At 58.3% G+C, this 16,040-nt stretch carries 17 protein-coding genes; 11 read left to right on the top strand and 6 right to left on the bottom strand.

Annotation, left to right across the window (positions count from 1 at the left end):
- The first annotated feature begins 80 nt into the window (after positions 1–80).
- On the top strand, positions 81–611 hold the full coding sequence (locus ACJ77P_RS04765; protein ID WP_408999395.1) for an NUDIX domain-containing protein: 531 nt from the start codon (positions 81–83) through the stop codon (positions 609–611).
- On the opposite strand, the gene ACJ77P_RS04760 is transcribed toward ACJ77P_RS04765, so the two are convergent.
- From ACJ77P_RS04760 to ACJ77P_RS04745, 4 genes are read right to left on the bottom strand one after another with little or no spacing between them, the layout of a single operon-like run.
- Positions 608–787: a helix-turn-helix domain-containing protein gene (locus ACJ77P_RS04760; protein ID WP_408999131.1), complete on the bottom strand. Its 180-nt coding sequence runs from the start codon at positions 785–787 to the stop codon at positions 608–610. The genes ACJ77P_RS04765 and ACJ77P_RS04760 overlap by 4 nt on opposite strands.
- A gap of 48 nt (positions 788–835) precedes the next feature.
- A complete protein-coding gene (locus ACJ77P_RS04755; RefSeq protein ID WP_408999130.1) occupies positions 836–1,600 on the bottom strand; it encodes a DUF169 domain-containing protein in 765 nt (254 codons plus the stop codon).
- Positions 1,601–1,610: 10 nt separating this feature from the next.
- Positions 1,611–2,237 (bottom strand): SOS response-associated peptidase, encoded by a 627-nt coding sequence (locus ACJ77P_RS04750; RefSeq protein ID WP_408999129.1) that lies wholly within the window; start codon positions 2,235–2,237, stop codon positions 1,611–1,613.
- 56 nt (positions 2,238–2,293) lie between these two features.
- Positions 2,294–2,461: a hypothetical protein gene (locus ACJ77P_RS04745; protein ID WP_408999128.1), complete on the bottom strand. Its 168-nt coding sequence runs from the start codon at positions 2,459–2,461 to the stop codon at positions 2,294–2,296.
- Positions 2,462–2,709: 248 nt separating this feature from the next.
- Here ACJ77P_RS04745 and hisF point away from each other — a divergent pair, with 248 nt between their 5' ends.
- The 3 genes from hisF to ACJ77P_RS04730 all read left to right on the top strand — a co-directional run bounded on the left by hisF (position 2,710) and on the right by ACJ77P_RS04730 (position 4,914).
- Positions 2,710–3,474 (top strand): imidazole glycerol phosphate synthase subunit HisF, encoded by a 765-nt coding sequence (hisF, locus tag ACJ77P_RS04740; RefSeq protein ID WP_408999127.1) that lies wholly within the window; start codon positions 2,710–2,712, stop codon positions 3,472–3,474.
- An 18-nt stretch (positions 3,475–3,492) separates the two neighbouring features.
- Positions 3,493–4,035: a hypothetical protein gene (locus ACJ77P_RS04735; RefSeq protein WP_408999126.1), complete on the top strand. Its 543-nt coding sequence runs from the start codon at positions 3,493–3,495 to the stop codon at positions 4,033–4,035.
- A 90-nt stretch (positions 4,036–4,125) separates the two neighbouring features.
- Positions 4,126–4,914: an alpha/beta hydrolase gene (locus tag ACJ77P_RS04730; RefSeq protein WP_408999125.1), complete on the top strand. Its 789-nt coding sequence runs from the start codon at positions 4,126–4,128 to the stop codon at positions 4,912–4,914.
- Between the two features lie 295 nt (positions 4,915–5,209).
- On the opposite strand, the gene ACJ77P_RS04725 is transcribed toward ACJ77P_RS04730, so the two are convergent.
- Positions 5,210–5,515: a PilZ domain-containing protein gene (locus ACJ77P_RS04725; protein WP_408999124.1), complete on the bottom strand. Its 306-nt coding sequence runs from the start codon at positions 5,513–5,515 to the stop codon at positions 5,210–5,212.
- Between the two features lie 319 nt (positions 5,516–5,834).
- On the opposite strand from ACJ77P_RS04725, the gene ACJ77P_RS04720 reads away from it, so the two are divergent.
- The 6 genes from ACJ77P_RS04720 to ACJ77P_RS04695 all read left to right on the top strand — a co-directional run bounded on the left by ACJ77P_RS04720 (position 5,835) and on the right by ACJ77P_RS04695 (position 12,454).
- Complete coding sequence (locus tag ACJ77P_RS04720) at positions 5,835–6,902, top strand: 3-isopropylmalate dehydrogenase (RefSeq protein ID WP_408999123.1); 1,068 nt, start codon at positions 5,835–5,837, stop codon at positions 6,900–6,902.
- A 260-nt stretch (positions 6,903–7,162) separates the two neighbouring features.
- A complete protein-coding gene (locus tag ACJ77P_RS04715; RefSeq protein WP_367361214.1) occupies positions 7,163–8,713 on the top strand; it encodes a 2-isopropylmalate synthase in 1,551 nt (516 codons plus the stop codon).
- An 82-nt stretch (positions 8,714–8,795) separates the two neighbouring features.
- Entirely contained in the window at positions 8,796–10,058 is a 1,263-nt protein-coding gene (leuC, locus tag ACJ77P_RS04710) for a 3-isopropylmalate dehydratase large subunit (protein WP_367361213.1), read from the top strand.
- Positions 10,059–10,145: 87 nt separating this feature from the next.
- A complete protein-coding gene (locus ACJ77P_RS04705) occupies positions 10,146–10,643 on the top strand; it encodes a 3-isopropylmalate dehydratase small subunit (protein WP_367361212.1) in 498 nt (165 codons plus the stop codon).
- A 52-nt stretch (positions 10,644–10,695) separates the two neighbouring features.
- Positions 10,696–11,775: an RNA 3'-terminal phosphate cyclase gene (gene rtcA / locus ACJ77P_RS04700; RefSeq protein WP_367361211.1), complete on the top strand. Its 1,080-nt coding sequence runs from the start codon at positions 10,696–10,698 to the stop codon at positions 11,773–11,775.
- 16 nt (positions 11,776–11,791) lie between these two features.
- Positions 11,792–12,454, top strand: a complete 663-nt coding sequence (locus ACJ77P_RS04695; protein WP_367361210.1) for a hypothetical protein — start codon at positions 11,792–11,794, stop codon at positions 12,452–12,454.
- A gap of 45 nt (positions 12,455–12,499) precedes the next feature.
- Here the strand turns inward: ACJ77P_RS04695 and ACJ77P_RS04690 are convergent, their stop codons facing one another.
- Positions 12,500–12,955 (bottom strand): ferritin family protein, encoded by a 456-nt coding sequence (locus tag ACJ77P_RS04690; protein WP_367361209.1) that lies wholly within the window; start codon positions 12,953–12,955, stop codon positions 12,500–12,502.
- Positions 12,956–13,569: 614 nt separating this feature from the next.
- Here ACJ77P_RS04690 and ACJ77P_RS04685 point away from each other — a divergent pair.
- Positions 13,570–16,005, top strand: a complete 2,436-nt coding sequence (locus ACJ77P_RS04685) for a homocysteine S-methyltransferase family protein (protein ID WP_367361208.1) — start codon at positions 13,570–13,572, stop codon at positions 16,003–16,005.
- Positions 16,006–16,040: the final 35 nt, after the last annotated feature.

Raw genomic sequence — 16,040 nt, 5'->3', positions numbered from 1 at the left:
AAAAACCGGCACCTTGCATTTTGCGGATCAGGTCATAGAAAATTCCGGGATGAAACGAAAGGAGAAGCTTGCGGCGAGGCATGGCGATCCACAACAGGAAACAAAGCGCGGGACTCCTTCTGTACCGGTACCGGAACTCCAGGCTGGAAGTGTTTCTCGTGCACCCGGGGGGACCGTATTGGGCAAAAAAAGATGAAGGGAGCTGGTCCATTCCCAAGGGCGAATACTTCGAGGATGAGGATCCCCTGACGGCCGCAAAACGGGAGTTCAGAGAGGAAACCGGCTGTGAAGCTGAGGGCCGCTTTTTATGCTTAACGCCGAAACGTCAGGCCGGCGGAAAAATCGTCAGCGCATGGGCCTTCGAAGGCGACCTTGACGCAGGGGCCGTCCAAAGCAACACCTTCACGATGGAATGGCCTCCAAAATCCGGAAGACGGTCCGCATTTCCTGAAGTGGATCGCGCCGGGTGGTTCCCCGTCCCTCTTGCAAAGAAAAAACTCCTGCAAGGTCAAAGAGGGTTCATCGACGAACTGTGCAGCATCCTGAACCATGACCTTTCCGGGGAGGATGAGCCCGACGGCAGCAAGGGCCTTGCCCAGCCGGCTTCTTAAGCGGGCGCGTAGAAACACCGCTTCGGCGATGAGATTTTCCCTTCCTTCCTGAGCTTTGCAAGAATCCTGGACACTTCCTCCTTGTCCATCGCGGCTTTCTCTGCGATGTCGCCGGGCCGCATGGGCTTTCCCTCCTGTGTCATCGCATTCAGAACAGCTTTTTCCTTTGTATCCATGAATATTTCTCCTACAGGGCTTTAGAGGACATCTCCAGCAACGTCCGATCAGGGGCGATTCCCGGCCTTTTTGATTCTTCTGCGCACGTTGTTCCATGAACCGGTGATCAGGAAGCTCTCCTCCATGTTGTCCACCATGCGGACGAATTTGGGCCAGGGGACGGAAAAACTCAGCACATTGGAAGGCACATAAGGGCGTGCCGAGACATCAAACATTCCCAGAACGGGCCGGGGTTCGGGAGATTGAAGTTCCTGGCAGGGATAGTCCACAATCGTGGCGCAGCCGGCGCCGAAAGGAGCAAAAACGCCGCAGGGGTCCGCCTGGTCGAAATTGGCCAGGGTGAACAGGCCGGAAAGGACATCCGGACAGGCAAAAAAAATAATCACAAGGGGTTGATCCTCTTCCCCCATCATGTCGAACCTTTTGAAGTGGATATAGTCTCCAGGGGCCTTCCACGGTTTCTGATGCCGAAGATGCTCTTTAACAAGATCCGGAGACTTCTTGTATCGCTCCCCCTCCAGTTTGCCGGGAATGCCGCAGGATAGAAAATATTCAAAATCCGGGGCCAATGCGCTTTCAAAGCCGAGGTATCGCTTTCCCCCGAAGCAGCCGATGGTGCCTGCATCGAAGCACAAGGGCCTTCCCATGCGGACTTTCGCTAAATCTCCGATGATGCAGCGATGCCCCCTGGGAATTCTTGCCCTGTTTCTCCGATCTGGGGTATCGGAATAATAAAACCCGATGGGCAATTCCGCACCGGCAAAATATCTGGTCCATTTCTCCAAAAAGCGGTCTTGAAAGTTCCTGTCCATGAATAACCTCCTATCGGGCCAGTTTCATCACGCCCTCCTCCACGGTCATTTCCTCCGCGGGAAAGGGCTTCAGCAGGGGCAGCAGCTGCTCCCCGTTCTGATTTTCAGGGTCAAGCCAGATCGAAGCGCCGTCCCTGCCCAGGATCACCGGCATCCGGTCATGAATCGGCGCTATCAATTCATTGGAGACGGTTGTGATGATCGTGCAGGTCTGAATCCGCTCCCTCTCTGGAGACAGCCAGCTTTCGTAAAGACCGGCAAATCCGAAGGGTCTTCCTGATTGAAGGCTGAAATAAAAGGGCTTTTTTGCCCTGTTGAGCTTTTGCCATTCATAGAATCCATCGGCGACGATCACGCAGCGCCTCTTCTGAAACGCGCCCCTGAAGCTGGGCTTCTCAGATACGGTTTCCGCCCGGGCATTGAACATCCGTCTGCCGATCGACGGGTCCTTCGCCCAGGGGGGGATCAATCCCCAGCGAAAATTGACGAGCCGGTTTTTTCCATGGCGAACGACAGCGGTCACCAGCTGGCCGGGAGAGATGTCCCTGCCCGTCCTTACGTCGCCCGATACTTCCTGAATATCGAAATCTCCGGCGATTTCGGAAAAATCAGCAAGGAGGACGAAGCGACCGCACATGGGTTATCCTCAATGTCCAGAGAATGAGTTGAAAGGATTGCGATTCGGCTGTTTCTTCAACAATCGGGCCAGCCGCCGATGACCACGATCCGCTTCGGCCCGGCTGTTCCCGGAAAGCCGTCGGCATAGGGGGAATTGGTTTCCGTCGCCGCGTGGTTGATCCGGTTTCTGGTCGCCAGCTTCGCGATCCGGCCGGCGGCAAAGAGATGCGGGGAGGGTCCCATCTCGAGTTTCTTCCTTGCTTCAGGCGCCTCCGGATCACGGGCCGGAACAGAGATGCTTCGTTGCCACTCCAAACTTGTCTTCCCGATCGAATCGCATCACCCCGGCTTTCATCTTCGGAATGCTACTATAAATTTCGGCAGATCTCAATTTTTCAAAACGTGAATCGTAGTATTTGATAAAAGAGGGATCACCGTGCTATGAAAATTTTTCGATCACCATAAAAGACATTGCGGGAGAAAGGAATAAAATGGAAACGATCAAGATTATGCCATGCCTCGACATGAAGGAAGGCCGCGTCGTCAAGGGGGTAAACTTCGTAGGGTTGAAGGATGCCGGCGACCCGGTGGAGAATGCGGAATTCTACCAGAGCGAGGGGGCCGACGAACTGGCCATGCTCGATATTGCCGCAACCCTCGAAAACAGGAAAACGCGCCTGGAGTGGGTAACGAATGTGGCCTCGGTTATTTCCATACCCCTGACGGTCGGAGGCGGCATCGCAAGCCTTGACGATATCAGGCTGACCCTTGCAGCAGGCGCTTCGAAGGTGTCGATGAACAGCGCCGCCGTTCAGGACCCGTCCCTGGTAAAAAAGGCGGCGCTGGAGTTCGGCAAGGAGCGGATCACCGTGGCCGTTGACGCCCGTAGAAACAGGGAGATGCCGTCGGGGTTCGAGCTGGTGGTTTCCGGCGGAACAAAACCCGTCGGAAAGGATGCCATTGCCTGGGCCAGGGAGTGCCAGGATCTGGGAGCCGGGACCATTCTGCCGACCAGCATGGACGGTGACGGAACGCTCAAAGGTTATGACCTGGAATTCACGAGGGCCATCGCCGACGCGGTCTCCCTGCCGGTCGTCGCATCAGGCGGCGCAGGGACGCTGGAGCATTTTTACGAAGGAGTGGTAAAAGGCGGGGCGCAAATCCTTCTCGCCGCCTCGGTGTTTCATTTCCGGACATTCCGCATACGGGAAGTCAAGGAGTACCTGCGCAGCAGGGGATTGAATGTGAACCTTTAAAAATTTGCGGTGATACCTATGATGGAAAAGTCAATCGAAGCAAAATCCGGCATCGAGCGGGCAGCGGAAGACCTCTTCAATTTCGCCGTGGACAGGGAAGACGTCAAGGCGCTGATGGCCGATCTTCACGAGGCGGCCGACATCAAGCGCGATACCGTCGAATACGAGCTGCACATTCTGAAAATCATCAGCGTGGGATGGGCCATCCCCTACTGCCTGGGAAACGCCCCGCAAAAGGACGTGATCGGCGCATGCTACTGGCAGGCTGTTCAGAATTTTTCTTCGAGCCTGTCCGAAACCTTTGGACTGGTGGTCGGCCAGCCCATCGATTATTTTCAGATCCTCAAGGACCGCCTGGAGACCTACCTGAACGCCCTGCAGGAGCGGCCCGACGCCCCGGAACCGGCGGTGGTCATCGGACCGGAATTTGCCGGCGCCTGCGGCAATCGAAACGACGTCTTCACGGTCATGACGGGCTCCAGGATGTTTCTCGCCACCATCGCCAGCGTGAAGACATACCTTGAATCCCTGAACTGGAATGACAACATCGTATGCCATTGAACGGCCCCTTCCGGTCCCCATAAGCCGGAGCGGATCCAACGATTCGGCCGGGTGGGACGAAGGCCGCGAATTCGCCCCGGGTGAGGAATCATGAGCTCCATCGACATCCTCTCGGATTTTCATTCCCCCCCCGAGGAAAAGGGCCGCACCCTCCGCATTTACACCCCGGACGCCTGCGACGGCGATCCCGATGGGCGGTTTCCCGTTCTCTATATGCTGGATGGGCAAAACGTCTTCAACCATCCCGCATCGGCCCTTTACCACACCTGGTGCGCCAACAGCGCCATGGATCGCCTCATCGCCGAAGGCAGCCTGCGGCCCTGGATCATCGTAGCCGTAGATTCCTCGCCGGACCGGTTCTCCGAGTATTCTCCCTGGGATGAACCGGCGGTCGGCGCATCGGGACGGGGCTGGCTCTTTGCCGATTTCCTGGCCCATCACCTCAAGCCCTTCATCGACAGGACCTACCGGACCCTGCCGGAGCCCCACTGGACAGGGGTGATGGGATCAAGCATGGGCGGGCTCATGAGCCTTTTCCTGGGAAAGGCGTTTCCCGGCGTTTTCGGCAGGATCGGCGCCGTCTCCCCGACGATCATGTGGGCCGGCGGGGAAATCTTCCGGCTCTGGGACGCCCCGACAGGCCGCTGGATCAAGCTCTACATGGACACAGGGGATCAGGAACGGTACTGGCATGACAGTATGTTCCTGGATTACGTGGATGCCGCCGGACGCTTCCACAACCATCTCAAAGGGATCGGGATGCAGGAACACGAACTGCGCTACGTGGTGGAGCCGGGCGCTTTTCACAACGAGCAGGCCTGGCAGGCGCGACTGCCGCGCATCTTCTCCTGGCTGCTCGAGGATGCCCGCGGAATCTGATGCCGGGAGTTTTTCGAGTTCGGGAGGAATCCTTCGAAACGAGCAGCCGTGAAGGGGGCCTCGAGCCTGGACCATTTCCATGAATCCGCCCGGGAATCGGTGGGATATACAATTTACGGGGTCGCCGTCCGTTCCTGTGGGAAGGCCGCAACATCCGGAGGGCCGGATCTGAACGATTGCGTGGCAGGAGAATGCAAACCGGGGCGGTTTCGATCTTACGGACGGAAGGATGCGGGCGGTCATCTTGAGCAGGGTACTGTTCTTTTTCAAAACAGCCCCGGTTCTGGACTGGATTCTAGGGTTTACGCATGGGAGGGGTTTTATAATTGCCTGACAGATCAACCGCCACCGACCAGAAGGTTCCCTCCGGCACCACCCGAACCACTCTGCCGGTCAGGTCGATCCGGCCTCCTTTTGCAAAGTTGGCGAAAACGGATACAATGTCCCCCACTGCGTGAGATTGCCCCGAAATAACGCACAAGCCGCCCACGGAAAAATCCACCAGACGCACAGACACTCCGTCGAGCTTGATTTCATCCTGCAGATGTCTGCTTTCTTCGTTACTGATCGTGTAACGTTGATAAATGCGCTTTTCCTTCAAATCACACCCGCTAGACAAACATACCGATAGAACAATCCCTATCGAGGAGCAGAGTATAGGGGTGAAGGGAGGGGATGTCAAGCCGGATTTCCCGCAGAAAACAGCTTCGAAGAGCGGATGGACCGAGGAGAGGACCCCTTTGAGCTGAACGGCCCGGGGCAGGATGGTTCATCCCGCAGCAAAACGCTTTCAGGCAATCGATAGTCTTGATGATTCCCCACGTTGTCCTTGCCCGGTCCACCGGCCCGGTCATTAAAATTCTCTTGACATCGGACGGTAAGCCGTTTAACGAAATCAGTAAAAATTCGAGGAGGATTCCATGGGTACAGAATATCATGTCGGCGTGATTCCGGGCGACGGAACGGGACCGGAAGTCGTTGCAGAAGGCATCAAGGTGCTCAATGCCGCCGCCGATCGGTTCGGTTTCGGCCTTAAATATACCACCTATGACCTGGGCGGAGAACGCTACAAAAGAACCGGGGAAACCCTTCCGGACAGCGTGATCCGGGAGCTGAAGCAGCACCGGGCCATCTTTCTGGGCGCAATCGGCCATCCGGAAGTTGCACCGGGTATTCTGGAAAAGGGCATCCTGCTGAAGGCCCGCTTCGAACTGGACCAGTACATCAACCTGAGACCTGTAAAACTCTATGAGGGTGTGGATACGCCCCTGAAAAACAAGGGCCCCGCGGAGATCGATTTTGTCGTCGTCCGGGAAAACACCGAAGGGCTCTACGCGGGAGCAGGCGGCTTCCTGAAGAAGGGAACCGCCGACGAGATCGCCATCCAGGAATCCATCAATACCCGCAAGGGCGCTGAACGCTGCATCCGATACGCCTTCGACGTCACCCGCAAGCGCAACAAGGGAAAGAAGCTGACCCTGTGCGGCAAGACCAACGTCCTGACCTTTGCCTTTGACCTCTGGGAAAGGACCTTTTACGAAGTGGCCAAGGAGTATCCGGATATCGCGACGGATTACGCCCATGTGGACGCTACCTGCATGTGGATGATCAAGAATCCGGAATGGTTCGATGTGATTGTCACGGACAACATGTTCGGTGACATCATCACCGACCTGGGCGCCATGATCCAGGGAGGCATGGGCATCGCCAGCGGAGGCAACATCAATCCCGAGGGCGTTTCCATGTTTGAACCCATCGGCGGTTCCGCACCCAAATACACGGGGCAAAACGTCATCAACCCCCTGGCCGCCATCATGGCCGGCGCCATGATGCTCGATTTTCTCGGCGAGGAGCAGGCCGCGGCCTGCATTGAAGCAGCGGCCCAGAAGGCCATCACAAAAGATCTCCCCTCCCTCGAGGCGGGAAAGATGGGCCGTGGCACACGGGAAGTGGGCGACCTCGTTTGCCGGTACGTTCTGGAACAGTAAGAGCATTCATTCCTTGACAACGGCGGCTTTTTATTTTACAAGAGCAGCTACCATTTTTGAAAGGGCTTAAAGACGTTGGAAGATAGAAGAAAAGCCGATATCCTTTTAGACAGCCTGCTGCTTTTGGGCCTCGCCCTTCTGCGCCTTTCTTTCAATCGCCCCTTGTTTTTAGGTCATCCGTAAACGAAAAAAAAAGAACAAACCTAAAGGCCATGGGCGGCAAGCTCATGGCCTTTTTTAATTTCAGGAAAGGAGTCTTTATGGAATCGACAGGGAAGAGAATCTATATTTTTGACACCACGCTGCGCGATGGGGAACAGTCCCCCGGATCCAGCATGAACCCCACGGAAAAGCTCCGGATCGCCCGGCAGCTGGAAAAGATGGGGGTGGATATCATCGAGGCCGGCTTTCCCATCGCGTCCGAAGGCGATTTTCTTTCCGTCCAGCAGATCGCACGGGAAATCCGGGGCGCACAGATCGCCGGTCTTGCCAGGGCGAACAACGAGGACATCGACCGGGCATGGGCGGCCATTCAGGATGGCGCCAATCCCCGCATTCACACCTTCATCTCGTCTTCGGACATCCACCTGAAATATCAGCTCCGGAAGTCGCGGGAACAGGTTCTGAAAGAGGCGATTGCAGCCGTGGAGAGGGCGCGGGGCTACACGCCCAACGTGGAGTTTTCCCCCATGGATGCCACCCGGACGGAACGAAGCTATCTCTGTGAAATGGTCGAGGCGGTCATCGCCGCCGGGGCGGCGACCGTCAACATCCCCGATACGGTCGGATACGCCGTCCCCAGTGAATTCGGGGCTTTGATTGCCCATCTTTTTGAAAAGGTCCCCAATATTTCCCGGGCGGTCATCTCCGTGCACTGCCACAACGACCTCGGCCTGGCCGTGGCCAACTCCCTGGCCGCCATCCTGAACGGAGCCCGCCAGGTCGAATGCACCATCAACGGCATCGGGGAACGGGCGGGAAACACGGCCATGGAGGAAGTGGTCATGGCCCTCCGGACCCGGAAAGACCTCTTCGGTTTCACGACGGGGATCAACACGGAAAAAATCTACCAGTCCTCCCGCCTTCTGACCCAGATTACAGGCATCCCCGTGCAGCCGAACAAGGCCATCGTGGGGGCAAACGCGTTTGCGCACGAATCCGGCATTCACCAGGACGGGCTGATCAAGGAAAAGATCACCTACGAGATCATGACACCCCAATCCGTCGGCATTTCCGACTCCCACATCGTGCTCGGCAAGCACTCCGGACGCCATGCCGTCCAGGAGCACCTGAAGAAGCTGGGCTTCAACCTCACCGATACGGAGCTGAACAAGGTGTTCGTCCGTTTCAAGGAGCTGGCCGACGCCAAGAAAAACGTTTTCGATGAAGACCTGGAGGCCATCGTCTACGAAGAACTCTACAGGGCCGAGGATAAGTACAAGCTCATTTATCTCAGTGTCGTCAGCGGCAACATCGCCATCCCCACCGCCACGATGCAGATGGAGGTCGACAAGGAGATCGTCCAGGATGCAGGCTTCGGCGTCGGCGCCGTGGATGCGACCTTTGATGCGATCCGGAAAATCACTCGGACCAACTACGATCTGCTCCGCTACGCCGTCAACGCCATTTCCGGCGGTACGGACGCCCAGGGCGAGGTGACGGTCCAGCTCAAGTTCAACGGCCGCAACGTCGTGGGTCACGGGGCCGATCTTGATGTCATCGTAGCTTCCGCCAGGGCCTACATCAATGCCCTGAACCGCCTGGAGTTCCTCAAGCGGGACCCCGACAAGATCAAGCCGGAATACGAGTAGGAGACATTTGTTCGGCTTGAATTAAGCAGCGTTTTGCGATATCAGGATAAACTCAAAATCCTTCAACTGGAGAGAGAAAATCATGGGAATGACCATCACGGAGAAGATCCTTTGCCGGCATACCGGCCTTGATGAGCTGCACCCCGGAATGCTGATCAATGCAAAGGTGGATATCGCCCTCGGAAATGACGTCACGGCCCCGCTTGCAATTGAGGAATTCCGCAAGGCTGGCGGAAAGAAGGTGTTCGATGAGGACAAGGTGGTCCTCATTCCGGATCACTTTACCCCCAACAAGGACATCAATTCCGCCGCCCAGTGCAAGATCATGCGCGACTTTGCCCGGGAGCAGGAAATTACCCACTACTACGAAGTCGGGGAAGTGGGCGTGGAACACGCCCTTCTTCCGGAAAAGGGCATCGTCCTGCCCGGTGACCTCGTCATCGGGGCGGACAGCCATACCTGCACCTATGGCGCCCTCGGGGCCTTCGCGACCGGCGTGGGCAGCACGGATCTGGCCGCGGCCATGCTCACGGGGGAAGCCTGGTTCAAGGTCCCGGAAACGATCAAGTTTGTTCTTTCCGGATCGCTCAATCCCTGGGTCTCGGGAAAGGACCTGATCCTCTACATCATCGGACAGATCGGAGTGGACGGCGCCCTCTACAGGGCCATGGAGTTCACAGGCGAAACCGTCGCCTCCCTGACCATGGCGGACCGCTTTACCATTGCCAACATGGCTATTGAAGCGGGCGGGAAAAACGGCATCTTTGCCCCCGACGACATCACGGAAGCGTACGTTCAGCCCAGGGCCAAGCGCCCCTACACCGTTTATGCCTCCGACGCCGACGCGTCTTACGCCCAGGTGATGGAGATCGATGTCGGCAGGATAGAGCCCCAGGTAGCCTTTCCCCATCTGCCGTCCAACACGCGGGGAATCAGCGAAGTGGGCCATGTGCCCATCGATCAGGTCGTCATCGGATCGTGCACCAACGGCCGCATTGAAGACCTGAGGACGGCGGCCGCCGTGCTGAAAGGGCGCCGGGCCGATCCGCGGGTCCGGCTGATCGTCATTCCCGCCACCCAGGAGGTCTACAGAGCGGCCATGAAGGAAGGGCTCTTCGACATTTTCCTTGATGCCCATGCCGCGGTGAGCACCCCGACCTGCGGCCCCTGCCTGGGAGGCCACATGGGGATCCTTGCAGCGGGAGAACGGGCCGTCGCCACAACCAACCGCAATTTCGTAGGACGCATGGGACACCCCCGCAGCGAGGTCTATCTGAGCAATCCCGCCGTAGCCGCCGCATCGGCGGTTCTGGGAAGGATTGCCGGCCCCGACGAATTGACCTGAAATCATCTCATCCTCGGGAAGCCCCGCCCAAGCTCTTCCGGTTAGAGGCTTCCGGAAACGATTCAAGACCCTGGAAGGATAACGCCAATGAAATTTCAAGGAAAAGTATGGAAATTCGGGGATAATATCGATACGGACGCCATCATTCCGGCCCGTTATCTGAACACCTTTGATCCGCAGGCCCTTGCCGCCCACTGCATGGAGGATGCCGATCCCGACTTTCCCCGGAAGGTGAGGCCAGGAGACATCATCGTCGCCGGCGAGAATTTCGGTTGCGGTTCCTCCCGTGAACACGCCCCCATCGCTATCAAGGCAGCCGGCATCTCCTGCGTGATCGCCAAGAGCTTCGCCCGGATTTTCTATCGGAATGCCTTCAACATGGGGCTGCCTATTTTCGAGTCCCCGGAGCTTTATGACCGGATCGCTGAAGGCCGGTCCGTGACCGTCGACGGAGATTCCGGAGTCATTCTCATGGAAGGAGCGGAAGCGTCGCCGCTTTCCATCGAACCGATTCCTCCGTTCATGCAGGAGCTGATTGCCGACGGGGGACTCATGCAGCACCTCGCCCGCAAAAGCAGAGGTTAAGCGCCTTTCTGCCGGGCCGCAAGCGCCAGGTTCTGAAAAAGAGCAGCATACGATGATCGAGATCGACGGCAGTCGGAAATCGGGATCAGGAACCATCGTGCGGGACGCCGTTTCCCTTTCCGCCCTCGTCATGGAGGACCTCTCCCTGATCAACATCCGGGCGAAGCGGCTGCCGAAACCGGGTTTGAGAGCGCAGCATCTCCGGGCCATCGAAGCCATGGCCGAGCTCTGCCGGGGCCGCCTGGAAGGGGCGTCGCTCGGGGCCGGGGAAATCCGATTCTTTCCGGGGCGGACGATTCGAGGAGGCTCATACGACTGGAACATCGGCACCGCCGGTTCCACCACCATGCTCTTCCTGGGCGTCCTTCCCCTTGCCCTGTACGCCGACCGACCGTCCCGTTTCCGGATAACGGGGGGACTCTTTCAGGACTTCGCACCGTCCGTCTATTCCCTGCAGCATGTCCTGATCCCCTTGCTGAAACGGATGGGAGCGGACATTGATCTGCGCATTCTCCGCCCCGGTTACGTCCCCAGAGGGCAGGGGGAGATTGCCGTCGACGTGAAGCCGCTGAGGCGCCCTCTTGCCCCGCTGACCCTCACCGAACCGGGAAAGCCCACGGCTTTTCAAGGCGTCGCCTTGTCTTCTCTGCTCCAGGAGCGCCGAGTCTCGGACAGGATGGCGGATGAATGCCGGAAGAACCTGGAGGCCCGAGAATATTCAGTGCGAATAGACCCCCTTTACGATACGGAGGCATCCCCTGCCTATGAACAACCGGCCGTCCAGGGGGGAGCAGCCCTGGCGCTCTGGGCGGAAACCGACACGGGATGCCTGCTCGGCGCCGATTGCGCTGGAGCCCCGCGCCGCAGTTCGGAGTTCATCGGCAGGAAAGTCGCCCGGACGCTGATGGAAACCCTGAAGTCCGGAGCCACGGTCGATGTTCACGTAGCGGATCAGATCATCCCCTTTGCAGCCCTGGCCGAAGGCTGGAGCTCCTTCAGAATTCCGGAGGTCACCGATCACATTGATTCCCGACTCTGGATGGTGGAGACATTTCTGGGGGCCCGGACGGAACGTTCAAACCGCACCCTGCGGATCCGGGGAATCGGGTACCGGCGATCCTCAGCTTCATGAAAGGAGCCCCAATTTCGTGTCCGCGAAAGAACATGCCCCCCTTCGGAATGATGGGCTGCGTATCGACTTTGAAACCATCCGGATCGACCTGCCCAGGGAATCGATCTACCGGCGGCTGGGCTACCGGCGTGATGCCACCCGGATCTCTCCTCAGCAGTCCGCGGAAATCGAGAGTTACATGGAAGAGGCGCGGTCCCTCATCTGTCTGAAAGGGACCGTTCTGCGTCTTCCAATAGCTGAAATCTCACCGTCCCGGGTCGTTCTAAAGGGTGGAGTGGCATTTGAGAGCCGTCACCTGGCCAGATTTTTTGACCGTTGTCGGGAGGCGGCCCTCCTGGGGGCTACCGCCGGTTCGGCGATCATGGAGGCTATTGCCGATGACGCCGCCGGGCGTAATGTGACCCGGGCCGTCGTTCTGGACGCCACGGCCAGCGAGATGACCGATGCCGCACTGGACTGGATCCTGGGGTCTCTGCGCCCTTCTCTGCGCCGGGAAAACAAGATGTTCCTTCCCCGGCGCTATTCCGCAGGTTACGGAGACTTTGCCCTGGAGAATCAGAGGACGATTTATCGCCTGCTGCAGTTGAACCGGTTCGGCGTCATCCTCACCGAAAGCTGCCTCCTCGTCCCCGAAAAATCCGTAACGGCCCTCACGGGCATCCGGGACGTCGCCCCGTGAGGGCGGACGGCGGCCGCACACCTTTCAGGGCAGGGGCACCGTTCCTTACCACACCTCGGGGAAAGCCATATTGGTATAGAGGTCTTCCAGCTTCGCCTTGTGGGATTGTTCCATCGACGCCAGGTTGTCAAAAATATTTTTCTGCCCTGCGTCATCGCTGGCCCGGGAGAATCCGAGGTACATGTTCATGGCGTCCTCTTCCTTTTTCATGGCCAGCGCAATGGCGTCAACAGGCTTCATCTCCATGGATAATTTCGGCCTCTCGACGGTTTCGGACACTTTGTAGTCCGGGCCGGATTTGAACTTCATGGTCCGCGACTCATCGGTGAGAAAACCCTCCAGCAAGGCGCGGTGCCCACGTTCCTCAGCAGCCAGATGACCGAAAATGGTCTTCAGATTGCCGTCCGCCGTTTTGTCGCACACGTCCTGATAAAACGTCGCCGCCTCTATTTCCCTCTCTATCGCCATGTTTAAAATCTTCTTGTAGACCTCTGATTCCATGCTCTTCTCCTTGTGCTTTTTTAATTTCCACTCAATCACCCCATTCAATTCCAGCCGGCGCTCCCGGCAGCGATTCGAACAGTCCCTGCCATCAAGGTCAGGGATGGGCCGGCATCTCCAACAACTCGTCAATCCTCTGGACGGCTGACACTCCTCCGTCCGCCCCCCCGATTTTGCAGGCACAAATATAGACGCATCGGGCGGTTGTGTCAATCCAATGCTGATCCGAAAATCTGCCCGATAAAAAATAGGGTGATTGCCGGGATTCGAATATGCTATAACCACTGTCACGCCTGCATTGGTTCCGGTTGATGCCGCAGGGATCAACGCCCATTGCTCGCTTTGCCGCGGTACCGCGCCGCTTGGCGGCTGGGAAGGAAAGGCAGACGGGCACGGAAGGGTTGTTCCGACGGGGGTGTTGCCACTTACCCTCCTGCCGGAACATATGCGGCACACCGGATGCGTTCGATCAGGAAATATCTTTCTCTGGAATCCTTTTCTCATCGTTCACAAGGACAAAAGGTTATTGACAGGGCCTTCCCCGGCAGGCTAAATACAAACCCCTGAAAGATGACAGAATTCAGCATACGACCTCTACTCTGGAACGTAACCTCATGAAATCCAAAGAAGCAATCCGCCGCCTTTTAAAAAAGAAGATCCTCATCCTCGACGGCGCCACGGGAACGGAGCTGCAGAAACGGGGTATGCCCCCCGGTGCCTGCCCTGAATTGTGGTGCCTGGAACATCCGGAGACCCTGTCGGAAATCCATAAGGCGTATGGAGAGGCCGGTGCGGACGTGGTCTACACGGGCACCTTCGGAGCAAACCGCTATAAGCTTGCCCAATATGGAAACGCCCATCGCGTCCGGGAAATCAACCGGGAGCTGGCCGGGATCGCCAGGCGCGCCGTCGGCCCCGGGGTCCTTCTCGCCGGCGATATCAGTTCAACCGGCCATTTTGTGGAGCCATTCGGCGATCTCCCCTTTGAAGAGGCGGTCGCCGCCTTTTCGGAACAGATCCTGGGCCTGGCGGAGGGCGGAGTCGACCTTTTCATCATTGAAACCATGATGGACATTCAGGAAGCGCGCGCCGCACTCCTGGCCGTCAAGGAGACCTGTCCGGCCTTTACGATGGTTACCCTGACCTATGAAAACGGGGGCCGCACCCTCAACGGCACCGATCCGGTCTCCGCCCTGATCACCCTGCAGAGCCTTGGGGCCGATGCCGTGGGCTGCAACTGCTCCACCGGACCGGAAGACATGCTCCCCTTGATCGAGGCCATGAAACCTTACGCAACGGTACCCCTGGCGGCCAAGCCCAACGCGGGTCTCCCCCGGCTCGAAGGGGAAGACGCCTTCTTCGATATGGACGCCGCAACCTTCGCCGGTCACGGCCCGGCCTTCGCCGCCGCGGGCGTCAATCTGCTCGGCGGCTGCTGCGGGACGACACCCGATCATATCCAGCGACTGGCCGAATCGCTGAAATCCACCCAGCCCCGTCCCCCGGTTCGCAAAGCTTTGAGCGCCGTGAGCTCAGCCCGGAGATACCGGCTCCTGGAGAGCGGCACGCCCCTGGTCATCGTCGGCGAACGCCTTAACCCTACAGGGAAGAAAGCCCTGCAACAGGAGCTCCTCGCAGGCCGTATGTCCCTGGTCCGGCAGATGACCCGCGAGCAGGAGCAGCTGGGGGCCGATCTGCTGGATGTCAACGTCGGCGTTCCCGGCATCGATGAAGAAAAAACAATCCGGAACGTCCTCGCCCTGCTGTCCATGGCGACGGAGCTGCCGCTGGTCATCGATTCGGCAAGGGTGGAAATCGTGGAGACGGCACTGCGCCTTTACCCGGGACGGGCCCTGATCAATTCCATCTCCGGGGAAAAGGAAAAAATGCAGCGCCTCCTGCCCCTGGCCGCCCATTACGGAGCCATGTTCATCCTCCTGCCCCTGGCCGACGGAGAAGTACCCGAAAGCGCCGACCGGCGGATCGCCATCGTCCGGGACGTCTACAGAAAGGCGCGGTGCCTGGGTTTTTCAAAGGAGGACATGGTCGTCGACGGCCTGGTCATGACGGCCGCCACCAATGCCAATGCGCCGGTGGAGACGCTCAAGACCATCGCCTGGGTGACCAGCCGCTTCAAAGCCAAGACCATCCTTGGCATCTCCAATGTGTCGTTCGGCCTGCCGGAGCGCAAATGGCTCAACGCCTCTTTCCTGGCCATGGCTCAGCTGTCCGGACTGACGATGGCCATCGCCAATCCGTCCATGGAAGAACTCATGTCCATCAAGCGGGCCGCCGATGTCCTGACAGGCGTGGACGCCCAGGCCGCACGCTATATCGCCCATTCCGCCAGGGCGGCGGAAGTCCGGGAACCGGAACCCTCGACGGCTCCAACGCCCCGGACACCGGAGGAAAAGCTCCGGACAGCCGTTCTGGACGGCAACCGCGACGACATCGCGGATCTGGCGGAAACGGCCCTCACCGCAGGCTTGGAAGCCCGAAGCATCGTCGATGACCTGCTCATTCCGGCCATTGTCGAGGTGGGAGACCTTTTTGACCGGAAGATTTATTTCCTGCCCCAACTGATCGCCAGCGCCGAGGCGATGAAGAAGGCCCTGGAGGTCCTGGAGCCGAGGCTGCAGGGAAGCGGAACCTCTGCAGGGTCCAAGGGAACGATCGTCATGGCCACGGTTCAGGGCGACATCCATGATATCGGGAAAAACATCGTCGTCCTGATGCTTAAAAATCACGGATACCAGGTTCTCGATCTCGGCAAGGACGTTTCCACGGAAAGGCTCCTGGAGACGATCCGGACAAAAACCCCGGATGTCGTGGGACTGTCCGCCCTGATGACCACCACCATGGGCTCCATGAAAACGGCCATCGAGCAGGCAAGAAAGGAAGGGCTGACCTGCCCCTTTCTCATCGGAGGGGCCGTGGTCACCCGCTCATATGCGGAGAACATCGGAGCGGCGTACGCCAGGGACGGCGTCGAGGCGGTCCGGGTTGTCGAGCGGCTCCTGAAGAATGCAAAGCAGGAGATTTTGACATAGGGCCGGGTCGGACCGGTTTCTTCAACCAAGGACAA

The sequence above is a fragment of the Syntrophus buswellii genome, assembly GCF_046097065.1.
GTDB classification, from domain to species: Bacteria; Desulfobacterota; Syntrophia; order Syntrophales; family Syntrophaceae; genus Syntrophus; species Syntrophus buswellii.
The sequence above is the reverse complement of the archived record's forward strand: the minus strand, read 5'-3'. Positions and strand labels throughout refer to the sequence as shown.

Excerpts from the sequence above, each read along its gene's own strand:
- ACJ77P_RS04760 (WP_408999131.1), bottom strand. The coding sequence starts at position 787 with ATGGATACAAAGGAAAAAGCTGTTCTGAATGCGATGACACAGGAGGGA.
- ACJ77P_RS04765 (WP_408999395.1), top strand. The coding sequence starts at position 81 with ATGGCGATCCACAACAGGAAACAAAGCGCGGGACTCCTTCTGTACCGG.
- ACJ77P_RS04750 (WP_408999129.1), bottom strand. The coding sequence starts at position 2,237 with ATGTGCGGTCGCTTCGTCCTCCTTGCTGATTTTTCCGAAATCGCCGGA.
- rtcA (WP_367361211.1), top strand. The coding sequence starts at position 10,696 with ATGATCGAGATCGACGGCAGTCGGAAATCGGGATCAGGAACCATCGTG.
- ACJ77P_RS04735 (WP_408999126.1), top strand. The coding sequence starts at position 3,493 with ATGATGGAAAAGTCAATCGAAGCAAAATCCGGCATCGAGCGGGCAGCG.
- hisF (WP_408999127.1), top strand. The coding sequence starts at position 2,710 with ATGGAAACGATCAAGATTATGCCATGCCTCGACATGAAGGAAGGCCGC.
- ACJ77P_RS04720 (WP_408999123.1), top strand. The coding sequence starts at position 5,835 with ATGGGTACAGAATATCATGTCGGCGTGATTCCGGGCGACGGAACGGGA.
- ACJ77P_RS04685 (WP_367361208.1), top strand. The coding sequence starts at position 13,570 with ATGAAATCCAAAGAAGCAATCCGCCGCCTTTTAAAAAAGAAGATCCTC.
- ACJ77P_RS04755 (WP_408999130.1), bottom strand. The coding sequence starts at position 1,600 with ATGGACAGGAACTTTCAAGACCGCTTTTTGGAGAAATGGACCAGATAT.
- ACJ77P_RS04690 (WP_367361209.1), bottom strand. The coding sequence starts at position 12,955 with ATGGAATCAGAGGTCTACAAGAAGATTTTAAACATGGCGATAGAGAGG.
- ACJ77P_RS04705 (WP_367361212.1), top strand. The coding sequence starts at position 10,146 with ATGAAATTTCAAGGAAAAGTATGGAAATTCGGGGATAATATCGATACG.
- ACJ77P_RS04745 (WP_408999128.1), bottom strand. The coding sequence starts at position 2,461 with ATGGGACCCTCCCCGCATCTCTTTGCCGCCGGCCGGATCGCGAAGCTG.
- ACJ77P_RS04730 (WP_408999125.1), top strand. The coding sequence starts at position 4,126 with ATGAGCTCCATCGACATCCTCTCGGATTTTCATTCCCCCCCCGAGGAA.
- leuC (WP_367361213.1), top strand. The coding sequence starts at position 8,796 with ATGGGAATGACCATCACGGAGAAGATCCTTTGCCGGCATACCGGCCTT.
- ACJ77P_RS04715 (WP_367361214.1), top strand. The coding sequence starts at position 7,163 with ATGGAATCGACAGGGAAGAGAATCTATATTTTTGACACCACGCTGCGC.